Genomic DNA, 21,033 nt, shown 5'->3' on the forward strand with positions numbered 1-21,033 from the left:
CATCGTACTCGTACTCAGGCGTCAGCCGGTACTCGTACTCCTACTCGACTCGGGGCACCAATGAGCGAACCGATTTTCGACCACGATAGACTCGAAGTTTATCGCCTCTCGCTCGAGTATGTCGCTTCCTCATTCGCCGTTGCAAAGGATTTGAACGGCTGCCATCGTGATGCTTGAAGGAGTCAGAGGGACACAGCACCTTTTCGAACGAGTTTGACTTCGCCTGGTGGACAAAGTGCTATGTCCCCGTGGTCCCGCTCTCCCAAACTCAGCGTCAGCGGCATCGGACTGCGCAGCCACACCCAAGTCGGTACGGTGCTCTTCGAGCAACTAGCGTCGGCCAAAATCAACGTGGAAATGATCGCGACGAGCGAACTGCAAGTCAACGTCGTCATCGATTCCGCCCGCGGAGACGACGCGAAAAACTGCCTCCGCGCTGCCTTCGCTGACGCCCTGAGCTAAACCCCGTCGCTTTACCAAGTTGAGCTGAGTGCCGTAACGGCACCGGGTAGCACCGCCCACCCGGTCGCTTAGCAACGCGTGATCAATAAGTAGCGAATTTAGCAAAAGCCTTTCTGCGGTGGACGAGGGGACGAACTGTCGTATCCGGTGGTGTTGGCTTACGCTCAAACCACCGGCTGTTTTCTATCATCCCTGACGGGATACTTCTGGATATTGAGCAACTCGTTGGTTCGTCCCACACGACACTGATTCCTCCCCCGCTTCTTACGCGTCTCGGCACACCAACCGCTTGCCCGACCGCAAACCGCGTTTTCGGGCTTCGCTGTCACGCGGGCGGAGCCCGCACGGGAGGAGACTCTTCGAAACTCCGAACGATAGCTGCCGGTGAGTTCGGTCCCATTTTTGCAGCGACTGGGATCTCAGCTAACTTTGCTTGTCACCCTACGCTCAGGAGAACCCCGTGTCGAATACAGACCTAAGCAACCAAGACGCTGTTGCAAAACTCAAAGAGCTCGCTGAGTCCATCGATTTTGCGATGCTGTGCACCGATATGGCTGCCAAGCCATTTCATGCGATCCCCATGAGCACGAAGAAAGTAGATGCCGATGGACGCATCTGGTTTCTGAGCGGCCGAGATAGCACGCACAACGACAATATACGACGCGATAACCAAGTGGAGGTGCTCTATTCCGACCCCAGTTCCATGCGGTTCCTGAACGTTTACGGCAAAGCGGAAATCCGACGAGATCGGGAGATTTTGAAAGAGTTGTATGGCAGCGCCGATGACTCATGGTTCGACGGCCTCGATGACCCGAATCTCAGCGCGATCGAGATTGCTCCGCTACAAGCTCATTATTGGGACGTGAAAGGAAATAGACTGGTTGCGCTTTTGAAGATGGGTTGGGGCGGGGTGACGGGGTCGGAACCCGATCTCGCCCAACATGGCGATCTCAAGATGTGACTACAGCACTGGATGCAGCAACCAACCGCTCGGCCGCGTCGGCGGCCTCCCGCGGATAGGGGCTGGCCGTGAATCTACGGCAGTGATTCTAGGATGTTAGGCAGATGCGGTGAGGTCAGCCGGCCTGAACCTGCACCGCTGTTCGCAGGTCTTCGGTCAGCTCGTCTCGCATTCGCTCACGCCGAGTCTCGTCGGGCATCCGCAAGATTGCTGCCGGATGCCACGTCGCAAGGGTTCGCTGACACCACTCCGTCGTTAGCAATTTGCCACGTTGACTCGTAAGTCGAAAGTCCCTTCCGAAAATAGCTTGCGAGGGTGTCGCCCCCAGACAGACGATGGTGTCCGGACGGACCGCAGCGATCTCCGCTTCAAGCCACGGGCGGCAAGCGAATATCTCGCGAGAATCTGGCTTCTTATGCAGACGACGTTTGCCGCGTTGGGGGCCGCCCGTCGGTTCGGATTCAATGAACTTAAAGTGCTTTACCACATTGGTGAGGTATACCTCTTTGCGATCGATGCCAACCTTAAGCAGTGCTGCATCGAGCACCTGCCCTGCCGGCCCCACGAAAGGCTCGCCGACGATGTCTTCGCGGTCGCCAGGTTGTTCACCGATAATCATCAATTTGGCATCAGGGTTTCCTTGGCCAAATACGGTCTGGGTTGCGGGACCGTGCAACGGGCAGGCTTGGCAACTGCCGGCAGCCAACCTTAGCTTGTCGAGGCTCAACTCGGTGGGCATGAATCGCATTGCTGTTTGCGAGATACCTTCCGAATTCGCAATCATTTCATCAACGCGGGCCGGTGCCCGCCGGAGAAGATCATCGATCAAGCTGGCTTCCGGAAGCGTTTTCCAATGCCGCACCGGCATCTCGCGTTTCATCGTGGCATCTTTGATACGCGCAGGGTTGAAGATCGACGCATAGTAAGTTCGCCAAAGTCCCTCGAGTGCATCCTCGTGAGGCGCTTCGCTTGCAGGGACCCCAGGACCGTAAGTCAACTTTCCCTGCTCCCAAACCACCGATTCGTCCGGCGTCAGGATGGACCAATTCATGTCATTGAATCGCCGCGCGAAGAAGGGAGCCGCTAGCCGCACGATCTGGTGATCAGGACGGTGCCAAGCGACATAGGTATCTCCTTCCCGATCGTCAGAAACTTTGCGGAAACGTACGAACGCTTTCATCTTGTGCACGTCTCGAGAGACCGCTTTTCGCATCTGCGCCAGCGCATGCACATCATCATCGGTCACCCGTTTGAGCAGTTGGTATTCGCTGTGAAGCAATCGCCACAGCGTGCGGTAGAGCAATTCCCAGCGGACTGTATCCCGATGACACGCCACTTCGCGAGCGAGCGAAACGAACGCGTGGGGCACCGTGAAGGTTGACGAGGGCGGAGGCGGGCTCTCGGCGAGTGCCTCCGCCTGAGCAGATAATCCGGCGTCGAACAGCGATGGCTGCGCTGATGCGGTCGCCCAGTGAATCTCTGGCGGCGCCACCTTCTGCACAATCAATCGACGGGCTTCGGATCGCCACTGATCGAACGAGTTGACTTCGACGAAATGCATTACACTTCGCCCGAAAAAGCGGATGACGCGGCGTCAAAGAGCAGAAGCTGCTGCGTCTGGGGCCGGATTCTTCGGCCGAGATCCAACTTGTCCAGATCGGCGAGCCCAGGATTATGGTCACCTGTCTGTATAAACGACTTGGCTCGCTTCCAAGCAATGCGGAGTTTCTTCAAATCGCTCGTCGCAACCTTTTGAAGGCGCCGCAGCTTGAGTATTCGGTCGACCGATCGCACGCCGATGCCTGGAATTCGCAGCAGTTCTTCACGGCTGGCACGATTGATATCGACGGGAAAGAAATGACGATTGGCGATCGCCCAGGCAAGCTTTGGATCCATCTCCAGCGACAGGTTTTGATCTGCCTCCGTGACGATTTCACTGGCGTCGAAACCGTAGAACCGCATCAGCCAATCGGCCTGGTAGAGGCGATGCTCGCGTACCAAAGGTGGTGACTGGCCCGGCAAGCGAGCATCGGCATGCGGGATCGGACTGTAGGCCGAGTAATAAACGCGTCGGAGCCGCTGTTGGGTGTAGAGCGATGACGCGGTCCGTAGGATTTCGACGTCAGGTGTCTTCGTCGCCCCCACGATCATTTGGGTGCTCTGGCCAGCGGGAGCAAACCGCGGCGGCTGAAATCCAGCTTTGACTTCGTGCTTGTATTCGTCGATCTTGCCTCGGATACCTTGCATCGCTTGTTCGATTTGAGGCTTCTTCTTCTCGGGAGCGAGTTGCACCAAATCCTGTTCCGTGGGCAACTCGATGTTGACGCTCAGGCGATCTGCCCACCGCCCCGCTTCATCGATTAAACCGTCGGCCGCATTCGGGATTGTTTTGAGATGGATGTAACCGCCGTAATGATGCTCTACCCGCAGCTTCTTCGCGACCGCGATCAGTTGTTCCATCGTGTAGTCGGAGGTCTGGATGATTCCGGAACTCAAAAACAGGCCTTCGATGTAGTTCCGGCGGTAGAACTCCAACGTCAGATCGACGACCTCGTCAACGGTGAACCGGGCGCGCCGCGTGTCGCTCGAGATGCGATTGACGCAGTACTGGCAGTCATAGATGCAATAGTTGGTTAGCAGGATTTTCAACAGTGATACACAGCGTCCGTCCGGTGTGTAGCTGTGGCAAATCCCCATCCCCTCGGTGCTGCCGATCAGCGAGTCCGGTCGCGTGCTCTTGGAGCCACTGCTGGCGCATGACGCATCGTATTTGGCAGCGTCAGCGAGTATCGCGAGTTTCTTACGGACGTCCATAGTGCACTGGAATGGTTCGGTATGCGGAAAAGTCTTCGTGGGAAAGCAGGGACGGGCTAACCGCAAATCGCAGACCGGGGTAACACGGAATTTCGAGAATCTCGGTCCGCTCACGTCATCGCCCAGCCTGCAATTTGGCCCGCAATTTGCTCTTTCACTAACCATCCAGATCCTGCAACCTTCAAGGACACCACCGATGACGCAGCAGTTTCGCATTCGCCAGCACGTCAGCTGGAACTACGCAGGCAACACCGCGCGTGGCCAAATCAAGGAAGCTTTCACGGACAAAGTCAGGCGTACCATCGAAGGCACCGAGGTGACTCGGAACGCGACAAAAGAGCAGCCGGCTTACCTGATCGAGCAAGAGAACGGCGGCGAGGTCCTCAAGAGTGAGAGTGAGTTGTCTGAACCATGAATACAATTTCAAAGCTTGCTCTGGGAGCGGTCGGCGGATACGCGGCGATCCAGTTGAGCCGACGCGTAATACGCAGCCGACGTCATTTTAGTTGGCAAGGTAAACGGGTTGTGATCACGGGTGCTTCGCGAGGCCTGGGATTGGTGATGGCCCGTCACCTCGCTGATCAGGGTGCGCGTCTTGCGATTTGCGCACGGTCGCGCGCCGACCTCGAAGTGGCAAAATCAGAGTTAAGGCATCGCGGCGCCGAGGTAATCGCGGCGCCTTGTGACGTTCGCGACGACACTGAAGTAGCTGCGTTTGTTGACGGCGTTCGCGCGCGTTTCGGCGGAGTCGACGTCCTGTTCAACGTAGCCGGTATCATCACGGCTGGACCGCTCGATGCAATGACGATGGATGATTTCGAGGATTCCATGCAAACGAATTGCTGGGGTGCCCTGAGAATGTCGCGGCACGTCCTGCCATCCATGCGTGATCAAGGCTGGGGGCGGATCGTCAATGTCGCTTCAATCGGTGGGAAGCGGGCCGTCCCCCACATGCTTCCCTACGCGGCGAGTAAATTTGCGCTGGTTGGCTTGTCCAACGGCATGCGGGCCGAACTGAAGCAAGAGAATATCTTCGTCACCACAGCTTGCCCGGGACTCATGCGGACGGGCAGCCCCCGTAATGCGAATTTCAAGGGTCAGCATCGTGCTGAGTACGCGTGGTTCAGTATCGGAGATTCGCTGCCAGTCATGTCCATGAGCGCAGAGACCGCCGCTCACCAGATCACGCAGGCCTGTCAGGATGGACGCGGCGAAGTATTCATTCACAGTCCGATGAACGTTACGATTGCGCTGCAAAACCTGTTTCCAGAGGTCACCCAGGAGATCCTTTCGCTAGCAGCGACAGTGCTGCCCACAATGGGCGGCATCGGACGTGACTCAGCCAAAGGGTTCGAGAGCGAATCAGTTTGGTCGCCGTCCGTGTTAACAACCTTGACCCAGCAAGCAGCCATCGCCAATAACGAAGCGTAGACCCCGCTCGCTAACCAACCCTGTTCTTCGAGGTGTCTTGAACGATTTCAGTTCTCAAGCAGGCAAAATGTCGGTGACGACTCAGCCACCTGATTGCCGCGATTCTTACGTCTTTGGAACCCCTCACCCTTGTTCGGATGCAGGAGCCTATGCCTTAAAAATCCAGCATCCTGGATGCCTGAGACTAAATTCCGAGAAGAACCTCGCCGTGCGGATACTCTTCGCAATGGAGTGCTGATGAATAGCGACGTTCTGCACAGTTGGAAAGTTGGAGTTCTGTCGTTGCTGACTCTGCTCACGGTGGCGGCAGCCGGATTTGCGTTGCTGAGATTTTCAGTTATTCAAGTTTCAACGGTTACAGAGCACGAAGTCGTTTTCAGTTGTCAACTTTGGGAGTATCGCGCTCAGACATCTGGCCTCAACGCGGTTTTGGTTCGTTCGTCACAACTGAATTACGCTGGAAACTCGATATCGCAGTCACTCGCTAGCCGCGGATTCTCGATCGCGACTCCGATCGGAAAGTTTTCACCCTTGAACGGTGTCTGGGTTCCGCACTCTACGCAGCCGCCATGGTGGTCGAGTCGCTACAAACCATCCTGCACTCGCGAGGTAGCCGAGGTTGCTCATTTCAAGCAGGTTAGAGAATTGACGGAACGAGGTTTCTATAGAACTCCGGTCGATGGGGTGGTCGTCCGAGAGTCATGGGGCGATGTGAGACTCAAAGGGACACCTTCTAGCTGGGCGCATATCGAGCGAAATGGCAGCGGATTTTGGTTCGACCCCGAACGAATTGAAATCGTCCTCGCGGTGCTGAAAGTCGAACGGGTGTCCAGTAGCCAATAGCCCGACGCCTGTCTCGGGACGGGGCTGTCAAACTTTGCTTTCACGCGGGGCGAGCCCGCATGGGGGAGCCGTCTGGACGCTGGACTAGCCCTCATCGCAAAACGTGGATTCCCGTCGGACCAGCCGACGGGGGATCCGAATGCAGGGACGTTCCCCAGTGGGAGGCGTTTGCCATGAAATGAAAAAAGCCCGCCAGTGGCGGGCTTGAGCAGCGTCGATATCGGTAGATACCAACGCTTTCAGCTACCCCGCTAGGACTCTCACAGCCATCTGATTCCCTGGGAAATACGCACATCGACGAAACGGCGGTCCCGTGGGCGGTCCCATCGCTGCAGGAAGGCGACGAACGAGCCGCCGAACTGCTGCGGGTCTGGCAATGGCTCGATGATACCGCCCGCGATGATCTGCTGAGCGTGGCACGTGGGCTAATGAGCAATCTGGCTAGCCCGTCCGCTACCTCCACCGGGGCAAAACGATCATGAGCGGTAACAGACCAACACTGTCGAAAATGACACCTGAGCAGCGATGCCGATTTATCGGGGGCAGGAACGCACGAGCGGCCCGTAGACGATGCCTAGCCGAGCTGCGCCGGGTCGAAGTCGCTCGACGGCTAAAGAGCGTCAACGTGGGCGTGAGAGGCTGGAAGGCTGAGCTATGCCGAGAACTGGGCATTCACCGCGACACGCTCAACAACGATCTGCGAGAAATCGCGAAGGCGGCCAACGAAGCACGGCAAGCCAAGGTCGATGCACGGCAGGCACTAGCTAGCGAGTATGCCCGCAAGCTGGAATCGTCGATCAACCCGGACCCGCTCTACCAAGCGATGAGACGACGGGGCACGCCACCAACCCAACATTTTGTTCTCTAGCTGATCTACGTCGTGTTTTCACGAACGGCCCGAACATCTTCAGCAATGCAGAACACAACGATACCGGTCTCGAGAACAAGCCGGATAGAAATTAGAAAGATGATCGCAAACGCGATTGAGACGATGTAGTGAATCACACCCCCAACGAGATTCCCTGCTTCGTCAGGCTGCTCCAGCTCACGATTAGAATCACCGTAGATTGAATCGAAATCTCTATTCTGTGGGATGGAAAGCTGCGGTGAGGAATTAGAAAAACGAGGCGATCCATCTCGGAACGGATAGGTAACAACAGATGCCGCACCGAAGATCAACGACAAAACGGTCAAGATGATGGCAAACACCCAGTAGACGCGAATGATCCACGGCGTCACATACGTTTGGAAGCGAAAATCAATCAAGCCCCAGCAGGCGTCCAGGAATGTGGTTGGTATGCTTGGCCTGAAATCTGACTTTCGCATGTGCTGATTGGCTGATGCTTGAACAAAGCCTCCTGGCGACCCGTCCTCGTTGAACTCAAACGCATGCGGTGGACTGTCAACGGAAGGAGGAATGTTCTTGTGGAACTCCTCGATTGCCAAGGCGATTGGTCGAATGAGACCGACCGCGACCCACTGCCCTCGCGTATGCATCTCATGCATCACTTCGGAGTCTTCTGCAACGCTGCCAACTTTAGCAGCGTCCACAAGTGCTGGCATTGTATATGGACCGTGTATTTCGCCGTCATGGTGTTTTAGCATCCACGCGGCGTCGGCTGTCGATGTCATTAATTCACCTATGAAGCTTTCGTTTTCGGCCCTGGTCCAACCGTAAATCGGCCGTCGTCCAGTTGCCGGATGCTACCAACGGCAACAAGTGTCGCCAGCAAGGATTCGACATCTGACTTGTTCGCGCGGGTATAGTAGGCTGCGATGTCCTTCGGATTGGCTGGGCGAGCATGTTGCGTCAACGCGGCGTGAACGGCGACCATTCGTTCGGTCGGCCCCTTTGGCCAAAGTTGCTTTTTGATTTTGGCCGGGCCGGCTCTCTTCGATTCGGCTGTCCGGCCATCGTCTGCGAAACCTGTCTGATTGGCCCCGTTGGGGTTTTGGAAATCAGGCCGCAGCCATCGTATGATGCCGCGACTCTCCTCTTCGGCTCGCTCGTAATTCAGATCGACGAGACGCTGCAAAATCTCTTCGTCGTCCAGATCGTGCGGCCAACCGTAAGCATCGAATACGGCGGCGTCCAGTTCGTCATGCTTCTGACGCAACACCGATACGAGCCCCTGTTCGTAAATTGTCTGCTCTTTCCTTGTTAGTTCCTCTCCCAATCGAAGTTTCTCCAGCACATTGTACATGCCGGTCATCGTTAGCGAGGGGTGTAAATCCTGTTGCCGCTTGCGATGTGCGTCAAGTTGTTCGGCGCGATGGCGGATACGTTGCTTGGTGGCAGCGTTAGTGGTGGGGAAAGGAAAACTGTCAAAGCATGCCGACTTCACGTACGTAGGATCGTTGCCGACGCCGAGATGAGCGCCCGTCTGATTGCTAAAGGAGACGTGAGCTCGCGACGAAAGCACCCCCATATGGAACGCGTCGCTAGACGCTATTACGACCAATTTGCTGTCCGGTAGCGTCCCCCCCTCCAGGAAGGTGAAGTACCGAAACTTCGCCGTCTTAACTGTAACCGCAAATCTCGGAAGCTCCTTCAGCGCAGCTCGCATTTCGGTATTCTTTCGACCGAACAGCCACCAGTTCTCCCTGCGGTACTTCTCATTGTTTTGATCTCGCTCGGGCTTGACGTAGGTGTAAACGTGTTGAAACAGTGAGGGGAATTTCTCACGGACTTCATTCTCCGAAAGCCCATGCAGGTCGATTATCAGTGCGTTACGATCTTTCGCAGCGATATCTCTCCCATTTTTGTATCCTACGATGACGTCATTCATACGGCTGTCGCTGTTTCGACCGAACGCAGTTGCTTGGTCGTGAGTTAAAACAAATCCCATTCCGTGGGGCTTGATTCCCTCGGCCGACAAGCCATTGTTCGCTTTCAAAGATTTCAGCGAACCTATGTCAGCGCCAACAGTTAAATGCGAGGTGACCCTGCCGATCCGTACATTCTCGATAGCTTCGTCTGCGTCGGGTCTCGCTTTGCAGGAGAAGAATGCTCGGCCGAGCTGATTGCCCGCTATGCCAACTGTCATCGCAATTCGAACAGCGGCACACATCGCCGTATCCACCCAAGGGTGATCGGGAACCGCAAAGTGAATCGAGAGCGGATTCTTGGCATCGACGTGGAGAGAGACGACTCGTCGATTGAACGTTTGTCGCAAGCTGTTTGTGGTGATCAACCCAAAACGGTTGGCTTGACCGTCACGAACTTTCTCTGCAGCGTTGTGCCACCAGTACATGACATAGTCGCACGATTCGGGCAGCTCTTTGTATGCTCCACGAATTGTTTTTGTGTAACCATCGCCAAGGGCGTCACGCATTCTCGACGTGCCAATGAACGGCGGATTGCCGACTATATAATCAGTTTCCGGCCACTCCGCTTTTCTGGGGCGCATGTACCGCAATTCTTGAACTCGCGCCCTTTCGTCGGGAATCTCCTCGCCCGTAATGGGATTTGGTTTGGTCGTACTCCCGTCCCAACGGGTAACGGGATTGCCATCATCGTCAATAACTGCGTCGATCGCGTCCCAGGTCAACACTGCGTCCCGGCACTCGATATTCTTGTAGTCTTTTAGAATCGGCTCTGGCGGGGCGACTTCGTCTCGCGTTTTCACATGCCACTGAATGAATCCGATCCACAGCACCAATTCCGCCAACGCTGCAGCGCGTGGGTTGATTTCGATTCCGAGAAACTGATGCGGATCGATTGTGATTCCCGGAAGCACGTCCGCATCGAATGATGTGAGCGCAACAACAACTTCGCCTTCAAGCCGTTTCATCAACTCCATCGCTACGTACAGGAAGTTGCCGCTACCGCAGGCTGGGTCCAGAACTCGTGTTTCGCATAGCTGTCCGTGGAAGTCTTGAATCAATCGAACCGCTTGTTTGCGTTTGCCCTCTTCGTCCAACTGGATGGCGGCCGCGTAGGTGGCGTCCCATTGTTCGCGTAACGGTTCAATGATCGTCGGCATCACGAGACGCTCGACGTAGACTCGCGGTGTGTAGTGAGCGCCGAGCTTATGGCGTTCGACGGGATCGAGAGCACGTTCAAGCAGCGTGCCGAAAATCGCTGGCTCGACTTCGCGCCAGTCGTGCTCGGCGGCTTCGATGAGCAAATCAAGTTGATCTTTCGTGACCGGTAGCGCGGTCTTGTCTTTGAAAAACTTACCGTTGAAGTGTCGCACCTTTTCACGTAGGAACTGGGAGAATTTCCCCTCGTCCATCGCCGACCAAAGCCCCTCGACCATGGGCGCAAAGTTGTCCAGTTCGAATCGCAGGCTCAGCAGCAGTTCGGTGAAGCCGCCCTTTCGGATCAGATCAACATCCTCGGCAAACATCGTGAAAAGACATCGCATCAGGAATCCGGCAACAACTTCGGGTTCATGCTCGCCTTCGAGACTCTTTGCCAACTTAGCCAACCGAGTCGCGATATCACGGGTGACGTCGGCGGCATGTTTACTCGGGTCGAGCCCATGAGGATCGGTCCACAGTAGTTTCAGCTGCTTGCGTATCGACTCGTCCCGCAAGCGGCCAACCGGGATTCGGAATGAACGTGGATCGGGAAACGGAACGTAGTTCTTCCCAGTGCCAGTGAAATCCGCGTAAAGATCGAAGCAATAGCCCACATCCGCGACAACTAAGAACGGCGGCCATTCGTCAGGAATCGCCTCAGCGTAGCCTTTGGCCTGTTCTCGAGCCTTCCGCATCGCCTTTTCCCAGCCCGGTGTACCTCGGGAAGCGGTCCCAGCATGCTTGGCGGCTTGCTTTGTTTTAGTCGCTAATGCCTCGGCCAACTCGGCGGCCTTGCGTTCGCTTCCCTGTTTCGACTCAAGCACAAAGCATCCGGCCCGGTATAGATCGACACGGCCTTGAGAGAACGTGCCGTCGCCATTATTGAACCGGACCGATTTCTCGAACACGTATCGGTTTTCTTCCTTGTCCGTGGTGGTCACATCGGGCTGGTCCACATCGAGCAAGTCGCAAAGCTCTTTGAGAAACGACTGCGAGTTTGCCAGTTCCGCGCCACCGGACTTTTCCCACCGCAATACAAATTCATCTGGAGTCATCATGCCCCCGTGCTCGCTTTTCAGTTGACGCTAAAATCGGTGCGAATTTCGCAACACGCAGAACCCTGTGATTCCGCACTGCACGAAGTCGCCGAAAGCCCCCCAGTCTAGCGGCGATACAACGCCTAAAGAACCAGACGCACCGCAGGGCGAAAGACTGCCTAGGTAAGCGTGGGCAACGGTTTCGCCCTGGTAGTCCCACGTTCACCCGACTGCTGTACGATACCCACATGGACGAAAGACAACTCTGCCGGAACTACATTCAACTCATCGACTCGATGCCGCAGCCGGTCCCGTGGATCGTCATCGCAGTCGGCACCGACATCTTGGTTGTCGATGCCCGCGAAGAAGCCACGACGATGATCATGGAAGCCGTTGCAGAGCGTTTCGGTGAGATCTTAGCCACAGAGTCTATTCCATCGCGGAGGCGTGACGCTGGCTCCCTTCTTGGCTGTCTCATTCGGATTGATAGCGGTGACGTCGACGACATGGCAGGCGAGGTTCGAGCGGCCTTCTGGCTGGCCACTGAACCGGAACAAGGCGGAGACAAGCAACCGTTCTGACGGGATTCAGTTTCGGCAAAAATACTTTCGGGGGATATAGCGTTACGATATTGCCTGGTGGATATCGTGATGATATAGTGGTGATGTTGATTGAGCCATCGCCACCCCCGAGAGAAAATCATGTCAGAAAACTTCGTCACCTTTCATCGCAACGGTCTCGAGCTTCACGTCTGCAAACTGAACGGCTTCCGTTTCGTTTCGTTCGGAATGATTACGGGTTACGTCAACGGCGTTGCTTGTGTCGAATCCGTCATTGTTCAAGAGCCATCGGGCCGTCGACACGTCGTGACCGAAAAGGACACGAGAGGGGCGTCGACGATCAGAGTTCAATCCCCTCGCGGAAAACCGGCGTACTGCGGACTCGCCGACGCCGCGACTGTCTCGCTCGTCAATGCGGAGGTTTGATCGATGGCCAAGAAGAAGGCATCGGCGGGACACTCCAAGCGATTGGACCCCACCCGCCATGGCATTCACTTGTCGGCGATCCTGGAGGAGATCAAGCCTCACCTGGATGGAATGACGCAAGCCGAGATCGGCAAACACGCGGACCTAAAACCGATGGTAATTTCGCACCTTATGACCGGATATCGCGACCCATCGCTCGGAGCCGTCGCCGCGTTGGCCGATGCCGCCGGTGGTCGCCTCGTCGTGAAGTTCGAGCCGCCCGCGAAGCCGAAAGCATCGAAGCCAAAAACCGCCAAAGGGGAAAACATCGTGAACATCGATCCCAACAACACGCCGCGAACCGTGGACGATGCCGCGCGGCAGCTACTCGACAGCCTCACCGATGCCGAGCGGGCCGTATTTCGCGAGTCAGAACCGCATGAACTGCACCTCGGCATCGGTCTGGAGATCCGCAACGCTTGGCGATTGCATGATCACGACACGCCGATCCGCCGGGATGCAATGGCTAGCAAGGGCTTCAGCGACAGCGGCTATGATCCGCTGGATGGCGATGCGGTCAGCAACATGATCATAGCGACCGCTCAGGAGATGGGTTGCAGGGAAGCTGGCGTTGACAACTGATAGAGGGAATATCCCTCTGTGTCACAGATCCCAGAATGGCGCATCTTGCGATCGTCGAAGTCTCCGGCTGCGTCCTGGAAGCAACGGTCTCGCCGAAAGTGAATCACGCAGATTTAACCAGGGAGGTGCCTGACTCCCCGCTGGTGTGCAGTTGTGGTATGCTTTCGATTCAGCCGCTCAAAAGTGCATCGAGCCGCTCTCTTTTAGGAAGTGGTAACGCACAGAAGTCGAGTACTGGGTCAGAAGTACGCGAGGTCAATGATCTCGATTCGTACAAGCAGCCAGTATGTTCTAACGACGCAATCCATCAATGGGAAACAATAGACTTTGAAGGTATGGCGAAAGAAAAAAACGAGAAAGCCGATTCAGTCATGCTTCCTGGCGTGTACCGACAACTGGATCTTCAGTGCAATGCACGTGATATTTCAGATTTGCTAGAGAAAATTCAAGAACGCTCAACTGATGCGAGAAAGGCTCTGAGGCGATCCGGATCCAAGCGCGACGTGATTTTGAATCTAAAACACGCTATTGATTCACGGTATGCTGAGTTCTCTGAAGTGGTCGATCTGTTGCAAAAAGGCGAAGAATCCGGACATCAATCAATCTTTCTGTTTAAAGCTCGGACCGAGGCAGTCAGAACGCGTTTACGCTCAGGTAGCGAGATTGCTGAGCGGTTGTTTGGCGAAGATTGGGGTGACGATTTCTTTCCGCTATTTGAACGCCCGATCAAAGGGATGCAGTGGGTCGATTGTCGGCTCGGTCTTGCCGGAAAGCCCAGGGACTGGTTGCTGAAGGCGTACGGACACGATCAACGGGAGGAAACGACCGACAACAAGTTTGGCGAAAGGCTCGGCGACGGCCTATTTCAAGATCGCCGTTTGTACCGCGTTCGAGACATCAATACAGTGATGGTGGTTCGCTGGCGAGATCCCGAATATCTTGAGATTCGCGTCGACAAGTCACTTGCACGAAATTTCAGCGACACACTTGCTCGTCTGGGAACGGTGGCGGAGCTACTTCGCCCAGCTGTCGACGTGAAATCCGAATTAGTCAAACTTTCGATGCGAGCCCGAGTAACCGCGTTGGCTAGGGATCGCCGCGAGTTTGGAAGCGGAAAAAGCGGGAAAAGTAGAGTTTACCGATTAGGCAGGATGACGGTTCTGGACGGTGTGCTGGAAGGCGCAGTGGAATTTCGCCCCGGTTCCGACGATGATAGTATAGACGAAGACCACGCGATGGCAGCGTCGTTGGACGCGCTTCTCGAACAAGGGGGCATGTCTGACCGAACGCCAATAGAATGGCTTGCCCCTGAAAAGTCAATCGAAAGATACGTACCACTCCGAACGGTCGTCGAAGGTCCGTCCCTTAACGTCGTCACAGTTCAAAGCCGCGTTAGTCCGGAAGCACTAGACTATGTCCTTGAAAAGCTTACTTCCAATTCGTGAACAGCGACCGGAACTGCGCGAAGCAGCCGATCAGCTCGATCACTGGTTGGGAAGCCAACGGCGGCAAGACATATTTACAAGCCGCCGCGTTGTTCGAGATCTATCCGATGTCCTGTCACACCAAGAGATTTTCGACACTTTACAAGCCTTGCGTGAGTTGGGCTTAGTTCGCGTTTATTATCGCGTAATTGATCAGCAAGGCGGTTTGGTTGGCAAATGCTACGGCACTCCAGATGAGATACCGCATGAAGCGAGCGATGCGTACGGCGACGTTTTCGAGGTTGATCGAACAAGGATTGCTCAGGTGTTTGAGTTTATTAAGTGACCGAGGAAGACAATGCAGCCTTGGTTCAGCTTGCGGAAATCAAAAGACTCCAGCCCTCAGAAAGGCCCGTCGCGCGTAAGAAGTGGAAAGAGCGATGGAAACGGAGAATCGACGTACACTCTATTTTTCTGCTTGAGGAAATCGCTGACAGCGATTTTTCAGAAGTCGAATCAGGCTCTGATGCTGTTCTAACGAGTACGACCTCTACTTCTGGCAACTGGTGGCCAATCATGATTGTCAGTGGCATTTTTCTCGCAGCATGCCTAATTGGCTTGTCTGTACCATTTCCTGTTCAGGTTTGCATGGGCTTGACGGGCGGACTCGCCGTCGTATTGACATACTTTGACTATATGAGGTCGCGTTGGCCGCGTTGGCTTGCTTCGACTGTTGCCACATCAATCGTTGCCAATGGATTGTCTCCATGGTTTGCCAAGGCAACGGCGGGGAATGAGCAAATCGCGTATTACGCTGAGCTGTTGGTCAACACTGAACAATCCGAGAGTTTCTCGGCATTCTGTATTGTGTTCGGGTTTGCTGCCCTATGGGTCGCACTGACGAAAATCAAGTGATGTACTTAGCCAAGCAGAGGTTTCGATCTACGGCAGCTGCAGGATCACTATTTGAAACGCGGGCAAACTATCGTTGCCGATTGAGACTAGATCGCGGTCGTATAGCCCCAGCCGGACAATTTACACTCCAATCTCATCAGAAGATTCAGTATTCATTGAGCGTTCGATAGACCGATTGTTTCTGCCCGGCTTGCGTGTCTGGACGCACAATATTTTGCGATAGTCAGAATCGCTGGAACCTTGACATCGCGAGGTACGGCAGACGATAGTGAGAGAGCATCGCCGCGCGTGTCTGAATTCGGGAGAGGCGCCGAGCCAGACCGAAAAAACTCACCTGCCAATGCTTGTGTCGATCCCGCGAGCTTGTGCGCGATTTTAGAAAGGCGAATATGCAAGCCAAGCAACGCACCTAAACGATGTGGGCATCGAAGTCAGGCACAGGAAGGCGGGCCTTGACACAGTCAGGTGTAGCCCAATACAGTTTGAACACGTAATCGCGTGACCGATCAACGGAGCGCATCACCCTATCACATCTGGGGTGACGCTCCGTTTCTACCTCACCGGCAGCGTCATCCCCTATTTGGAGATGATGCCATGTCGGTATCTGCTGAGCGAATCGAGCCATTGTCTGAGGCTCGACATTTCTTTCACGGTAAGCCACCAGCCGCCATAACGATGAGGCGGTATGTTACCGCTGGCATCCGTGGCGTCGTATTAGAGAGCGTTCTGCATTTAGGCAAGCGTCATACGAGCCGTGAGGCTGTCGCCCGATTTGAGCAAGCGATTAGCGTCCCAGTCCGTCACCGGACCACCGCCGAATCTAGCGAGGCCACGTCATGAGTAGCCTATTTTTGCAGGGCATCGCCCCGGACGAACTGATTGACGCAATCGCCGCTGCCGTGCTCGACCAGATACGACCGGCGCTCTCGGAGTCATCCGCTCCGCTACTAGTCGATCGAGACGAGATGGCACGTCTGGCTAGCATCAGCCCGCCGATGGTCGACAAACTCAGAGCCGCTGGCACGATACCAAGTGTGCTGGCTGGCCGTCGTCGACTCTACCGGCCCGACGCGGTCATCGAGGCATTGACCGCCGCGACCAGAAACGAAAAGGGGGGTGCGATCAATGGCTAATCAATCACACCCCCAAAGGTTTCGCGACCTGAATTGTAGCAGGTATCCGGCCGTTACGACAATCGACGGTAAGGTGCATTCAGTAGATGCAAACGGGATAATCTCGCCTTCACGTCGACTCGAATCACCGCCAGCTAAGCGAGAGATTGACGACGCAATTCAATGGCTTGCGACAATGAAGCCCGCGAAATCATGCTGGATATCCTCGTACGGTGCAAAGCACTCCTGCGAGCGATCGGCAGTTGGATACGTGAGTAACGGCGCGATGATCGTAGCCGTAGATCGAGCAGGATATCGACAAGAGCACCGCCCGCATGACGGACCGAATACTGGCATCGGCATTTGCGCCAAGACCTACCGGGCAATCGTGGAGCGAGTTACGGAGGTGGAGCTATGAGCAGTGCAACCACCGATGCACCGGAGCCGGTCTCACTGGCACCGCCCGCCGCTACGAAGCCGGTCGAGTCGCACGACATGGAGCGGTTTCTGTCGCTCCTGCATCCCGATGGATGCTTTGAAATTCGCATTCCCGACTGCCCGGCCAAAAAGGGCAGTACGTTCCGAAAAACGGCAAGCGGGTACTTCGTCAGTCGTCACGATGCGAGAAAACATATTGAGTTTTTCGCAAACCGCGAACCGGCTGGAATCTATTGCACAATGAATCCAGTTGATGGTTCGCTGCTGGGTCGATCGTGCAACGCGATTACGCATGACGCCAAGAGCACTACCACCGATGCCGACATCGTAGAGCGTCGATGGATTCTGGTCGACATTGACCCGAAACGACCGACCGGGACGTCTGCGAGCGCGGACGAAAACAAGGCGGCAATCATGGCAGCCGCAGGCATACGACACTGGCTTGCTGGACGTGGTTGGCCCGAGCCGCTGCGGTGCATGTCTGGCAATGGTGCGTATTTGATTTATCGTGTTTCGCTACCCAACGATAAGCAAGCCAAGGAGCTGGCTGCATCGTTCCTAAAGGTCATTGGCGATAGGTTCAACAGTGAACGAGTCGACATTGATCATAGCGTCTACAACGCTGGCCGAATCCTCAAGGTTTGCGGCACTGTCGCCCGCAAAGGATCGGACCTGCGAGGCGTCGACGGTATTGAGGATCGACCGCACCGGCGATCGTTCTTTATCGACACCGGCAAGCCGATCGAGGTTGGAGATCGTTCGCTAATCGAGTCGCTGGTAGCGGAATTTGCCGAGCGGAAAGACGATGCACCGGAGACGGTAAAGCCAACGGCAAGCCAAGTTGCTTCGACGTCGCCACGTTCTGCCATCGACCGATGCCGCAAATATCTAGCGTCGATGCAACCGGCAATCGAAGGGCAAAACGGATCGGCTAAGACGTTGGAGGCGGGGGCGGTTGTGGAGCGGTTTGGCTTGTCGCTCGATGATGGCCTGCCGCTGATGCACAGATACAACGCCCGATGCGTTCCCCCGTGGGATGAGCGAGATTTGGAGCGGAAATTGACGGAGGGAATGCGGGTAGCAAGGGAGGCCGGCGAGACTGAGCGGATGCTGTGGGATGATCGGCAGCTAGCCAAATCACCACCGCTCGCCGTGACGGCATCGGCACCCGAGTACCGCGCCATTGCACCGGGGGAGCGGGTTCACGCTGGAGACCGGGGCAATGTCGGCACGGTGGAGTCGGATGACGGCGATACCTGTTCTGTTTTGTTCGTGTCCAAAGAAGGAAACGAAAAACGGAAATCACTCCCCAAGTCAGAGCTGCGGGCGATGGACGGTACGCCGCTGGCTTCGACGGACGAGCTAGCCACCGATGCCGACCTGATCGTGTCCGCCGCTGATCTGATTGCCGAGTATCCCGCACTGCGGGAGCCGATCATTCAGGGCGTTTGCCGACGCGGCGAAACGGTCAATATCATTGGAGCGCCGAAGCTAGGTAAGTCGTGGTTTATCCACTCGCTCTTGTTGTCGGTTGCTTCCGGCCGCCCGTGGCTTGGACGGTTCGAGACTAAGCAGGGGCCGGTCCTGCTTATCGACAACGAGCTGCACCGGGAGACGCTATCGGAGCGGCTGTTGATGGTGGCTACCACGATGGGAGTTCCCGATTCAGTGGTGAGAGACAACGTCGACGTGCTTTCATTGCGGGGCAAGCTGACGGACGTGAACGGACTTCGTGACTTGCTATCGAAGCGTAAGGAGCGTGGCTACCACATTGCCGCCCTGGACGCCTTCTACCGGGCTCTGCCTTCTGACGTGAACGAAAACGACAACGCCCAGATGGCGGGAGTTTACAACGCGATTGACGCTATCGCCGATTCGCTGGGTTGCGGTTTCGTCCTGAATCACCATTCGAGCAAGGGCGACCAATCGAGCAAGTCAGTTACCGACGTCGGCAGCGGAGCCGGTTCAATTAGCCGCGCTGCCGATACTCACATCATCCTGCGACCGCACCGCGAGGACGGGCACGCGGTGATGGATGGGGTATGCCGATCGTTTCGACCGTTTGACCCGATGAGCCTGCACTTTGACTTCCCGATGTTTCGGGCAAGCGATCTGGAGCCGGAGGTTCGATTGCCCGAGCCGAAGCAAGCCAGCCACCAGCGATCCCGTGACCGTGAGACCGATTCGCAAGTGCTCGAAATGCTGAGGGGCTGCGACGGCGCGTTTCCGAAGTCGATACGTGCCGATCTAGGTTTCGGAACAGAACGGATTGAACGCGCCCTCAAGCGATTGTACGACGCAAAAAAAATCTATTTCGAGGAAAAGAAATCCCCTGGAAACGGAAAACTTGGAAAATTCTGGTTCGCGACACCGCCGGAATAATCCAAGCACCGATCCAAGGCCCGGCGGTGCTTGGATTCAGGCCCCGTGGGCAATCCAGGGCACGGCCCGGTCCCCTAAAGGGAGACCGGGCCTGCCTTGGATTTGCCCAGCCCTTGGAAGATTAGAGAGAGTGCCGCCGGGCCTTGGATTGACGACGAGGAGACCGGCAGCGGATGCGAAACAAAATTACGCGAAACAAAAAAAACGAAATAGAAAATTCTCGACGAAATAAACTTCCCGACGAGGAATAGATTGTGTGCGTGGCTTGCCGCCTTCCCCGGCATTCCCGCCCGCGCGATTGACCAGGACGACGACATAGACGTACTATCACTTCACCACGGCTAGGGGTTGCTCCCGAACACCGGCCTAACTCACCGGCTGCCGTTGGTTTCTTCTGAGTTGCATAGGAGTTGATGCGGTGGCAAGTTTACGCAAAGAGAACGACCGGGGCCGAGTTGGTTGGCGGTTGCGGTTTTACATCGACCGAAAACGCAAGTCACTTTGGCTGAGCGATCCAAGCAAACGACGGGCGGAGTCTGTCATGCGGCACGTCGATGAGTTGGTGAGGGCGAGAGCAGCGGGCGGTGGCGGTGTCGATCCTGCTACGGTTCGGTGGGTTGCTGATCTAGACGGTAAGCTGTTTGATTCTCTGGCACGCATCGGTTTGGTCGATGCCCGCCGCGATCGTTCCACTGGCGACGAGGGGCGGCTACTGGGGCCGTTCTGCGATGCCTACACCGCTTCACGTACCGACGTGGCACAATCTACGCGAGACAATTACGGGCACGCTCGACGGCTGCTTGTGGAGCGATTTGGAGAGCGTCACCTGATTGCAGCAATCACGGCGGGTGATGCTGAGCGTTGGCGTCGATGGCTGCTTGCACGTCCGGTGGCGTGGGATGAGCAGGGCAACGTGACTAAGACGATGGCGGTTGCGACCGTGAGCAAGCACGTTAAGCGGGCCAAAACGATATTCGACGAGGCTGTGCGGGACCGGTTGCTAGCGGAGAACCCATTCAAGGACTTGAAGACGGGATCGGAGGCAAACCGCGACCGCGACCACTATATTGACCGAACCACGGCAGCATCGGTTCTAAGTGGCTGCCCCGATGTTCAGTGGCGATTGATCTTCGCTCTTGCTCGTTTCGGAGGCTTGCGTCGATGCGAGTTGCTGGTGCTCGCATGGGGTGACGTTCAGTGGGACGGCGGCAAACTGCGCATCGACTCCCCTAAGACGGGCGTTCGGTTCTGTCCGATCTTCCCCGAGGTGATGCCGCTACTTCGCGAAGCGTTCGACGCCGCCCCCGAGGGCACAACCCGAATCATCCATCGGTATCACCGCACCGCGAACTTGGGCACACAGATGAACAGGATCATTGAGCAGGCGGGTTTGCCGATCTGGGAAAAGACTTTTCAGAATCTGCGAGCAACTCGGCGAACCGAATTGCAAGAGAAATTCCAGGATCACGTTGTAAATGCGTGGCTAGGGCATAGTTCAGCGACCGCGGCCAAGCACTACCTTCAAGTGACGGATGAGCACTTCGCGTCTGGATTGAGCACCGAAACGGGCGAGCCAATGAG

The 21,033-nt window shown here is 55.9% G+C and carries 18 protein-coding genes and 1 pseudogene; 15 read left to right on the top strand and 4 right to left on the bottom strand.

From position 1 onward, the window contains the following. Positions 1–240 precede the first annotated feature (240 nt). Together CA85_RS08285 and CA85_RS08290 are read left to right on the top strand one after the other, a co-directional pair. Positions 241–462, top strand: coding sequence for an ACT domain-containing protein (locus tag CA85_RS08285; RefSeq protein WP_246112601.1), 222 nt, complete (start codon positions 241–243; stop codon positions 460–462). Between the two features lie 460 nt (positions 463–922). Then, the gene (locus CA85_RS08290; protein WP_146390824.1) at positions 923–1,423 is read left to right on the top strand and encodes a pyridoxamine 5'-phosphate oxidase family protein; all 501 of its coding nucleotides are present in this window, start codon (positions 923–925) and stop codon (positions 1,421–1,423) included. A gap of 115 nt (positions 1,424–1,538) precedes the next feature. Here the strand turns inward: CA85_RS08290 and CA85_RS08295 are convergent, their stop codons facing one another. Beyond that, positions 1,539–2,984, bottom strand: a complete 1,446-nt coding sequence (locus CA85_RS08295) for a UdgX family uracil-DNA binding protein (protein WP_146390825.1) — start codon at positions 2,982–2,984, stop codon at positions 1,539–1,541. Beyond that, positions 2,984–4,237 carry a putative DNA modification/repair radical SAM protein gene (locus CA85_RS08300; RefSeq protein ID WP_146390826.1) on the bottom strand — a complete coding sequence of 418 codons (1,254 nt, stop codon included), beginning with the start codon at positions 4,235–4,237 and terminating at the stop codon, positions 2,984–2,986. The genes CA85_RS08295 and CA85_RS08300 overlap by 1 nt, the downstream gene beginning before the upstream one ends. A 196-nt stretch (positions 4,238–4,433) precedes the next feature. On the opposite strand from CA85_RS08300, the gene CA85_RS08305 reads away from it, so the two are divergent. From CA85_RS08305 to CA85_RS08320, 3 genes are all read left to right on the top strand, one after another. Then, positions 4,434–4,652 (top strand): hypervirulence associated TUDOR domain-containing protein, encoded by a 219-nt coding sequence (locus CA85_RS08305; protein WP_146390827.1) that lies wholly within the window; start codon positions 4,434–4,436, stop codon positions 4,650–4,652. Continuing rightward, entirely contained in the window at positions 4,649–5,668 is a 1,020-nt protein-coding gene (locus CA85_RS08310; protein ID WP_146390828.1) for an SDR family NAD(P)-dependent oxidoreductase, read from the top strand. Before CA85_RS08305 ends, CA85_RS08310 begins: the two co-directional genes overlap by 4 nt. A 1,468-nt stretch (positions 5,669–7,136) precedes the next feature. Then, positions 7,137–7,379 carry a hypothetical protein gene (locus CA85_RS08320; protein WP_146390830.1) on the top strand — a complete coding sequence of 81 codons (243 nt, stop codon included), beginning with the start codon at positions 7,137–7,139 and terminating at the stop codon, positions 7,377–7,379. A gap of 5 nt (positions 7,380–7,384) precedes the next feature. Here CA85_RS08320 and CA85_RS08325 read toward each other — a convergent pair whose 3' ends face one another. Both CA85_RS08325 and CA85_RS08330 read right to left on the bottom strand, forming a co-directional pair. Further along, positions 7,385–8,116 (bottom strand): DUF4282 domain-containing protein, encoded by a 732-nt coding sequence (locus CA85_RS08325; protein ID WP_186774811.1) that lies wholly within the window; start codon positions 8,114–8,116, stop codon positions 7,385–7,387. Between the two features lie 35 nt (positions 8,117–8,151). Continuing rightward, positions 8,152–11,595 carry a class I SAM-dependent DNA methyltransferase gene (locus CA85_RS08330; RefSeq protein WP_222435417.1) on the bottom strand — a complete coding sequence of 1,148 codons (3,444 nt, stop codon included), beginning with the start codon at positions 11,593–11,595 and terminating at the stop codon, positions 8,152–8,154. Positions 11,596–11,822: 227 nt separating this feature from the next. Here CA85_RS08330 and CA85_RS08335 point away from each other — a divergent pair, with 227 nt between their 5' ends. From CA85_RS08335 to CA85_RS26100, 10 genes and pseudogenes are all read left to right on the top strand, one after another. Continuing rightward, positions 11,823–12,155: a hypothetical protein gene (locus CA85_RS08335; RefSeq protein ID WP_146390832.1), complete on the top strand. Its 333-nt coding sequence runs from the start codon at positions 11,823–11,825 to the stop codon at positions 12,153–12,155. A 120-nt stretch (positions 12,156–12,275) separates the two neighbouring features. Further along, positions 12,276–12,560 (top strand): hypothetical protein, encoded by a 285-nt coding sequence (locus tag CA85_RS08340; protein WP_146390833.1) that lies wholly within the window; start codon positions 12,276–12,278, stop codon positions 12,558–12,560. A 3-nt stretch (positions 12,561–12,563) separates the two neighbouring features. Then, the gene (locus CA85_RS08345; RefSeq protein WP_146390834.1) at positions 12,564–13,181 is read left to right on the top strand and encodes a DUF6794 domain-containing protein; all 618 of its coding nucleotides are present in this window, start codon (positions 12,564–12,566) and stop codon (positions 13,179–13,181) included. A gap of 35 nt (positions 13,182–13,216) precedes the next feature. Next, complete coding sequence (locus CA85_RS08350; RefSeq protein WP_146390835.1) at positions 13,217–14,626, top strand: hypothetical protein; 1,410 nt, start codon at positions 13,217–13,219, stop codon at positions 14,624–14,626. Continuing rightward, positions 14,595–14,951: a hypothetical protein gene (locus tag CA85_RS08355; RefSeq protein WP_146390836.1), complete on the top strand. Its 357-nt coding sequence runs from the start codon at positions 14,595–14,597 to the stop codon at positions 14,949–14,951. Before CA85_RS08350 ends, CA85_RS08355 begins: the two co-directional genes overlap by 32 nt. Next, positions 14,948–15,520 (top strand): DUF4175 domain-containing protein, encoded by a 573-nt coding sequence (locus CA85_RS08360; protein ID WP_146390837.1) that lies wholly within the window; start codon positions 14,948–14,950, stop codon positions 15,518–15,520. Before CA85_RS08355 ends, CA85_RS08360 begins: the two co-directional genes overlap by 4 nt. Before the next feature lie 594 nt (positions 15,521–16,114). After that, entirely contained in the window at positions 16,115–16,360 is a 246-nt protein-coding gene (locus CA85_RS26095; RefSeq protein WP_146390838.1) for a DUF1580 domain-containing protein, read from the top strand. Beyond that, entirely contained in the window at positions 16,357–16,653 is a 297-nt protein-coding gene (locus CA85_RS08370; RefSeq protein ID WP_246112602.1) for a helix-turn-helix domain-containing protein, read from the top strand. Before CA85_RS26095 ends, CA85_RS08370 begins: the two co-directional genes overlap by 4 nt. Before the next feature lie 393 nt (positions 16,654–17,046). Then, positions 17,047–19,452, top strand: a complete 2,406-nt coding sequence (locus CA85_RS08375; RefSeq protein ID WP_146390839.1) for an AAA family ATPase — start codon at positions 17,047–17,049, stop codon at positions 19,450–19,452. A gap of 541 nt (positions 19,453–19,993) precedes the next feature. After that, positions 19,994–20,980: pseudogene (locus tag CA85_RS26100) on the top strand (tyrosine-type recombinase/integrase); the annotation flags it as partial. Between the last annotated feature and the right edge of the window lie 53 nt (positions 20,981–21,033).

Source organism: Allorhodopirellula solitaria (assembly GCF_007859855.1).
Taxonomy (GTDB): Bacteria; Planctomycetota; Planctomycetia; order Pirellulales; family Pirellulaceae; genus Rhodopirellula; species Rhodopirellula solitaria.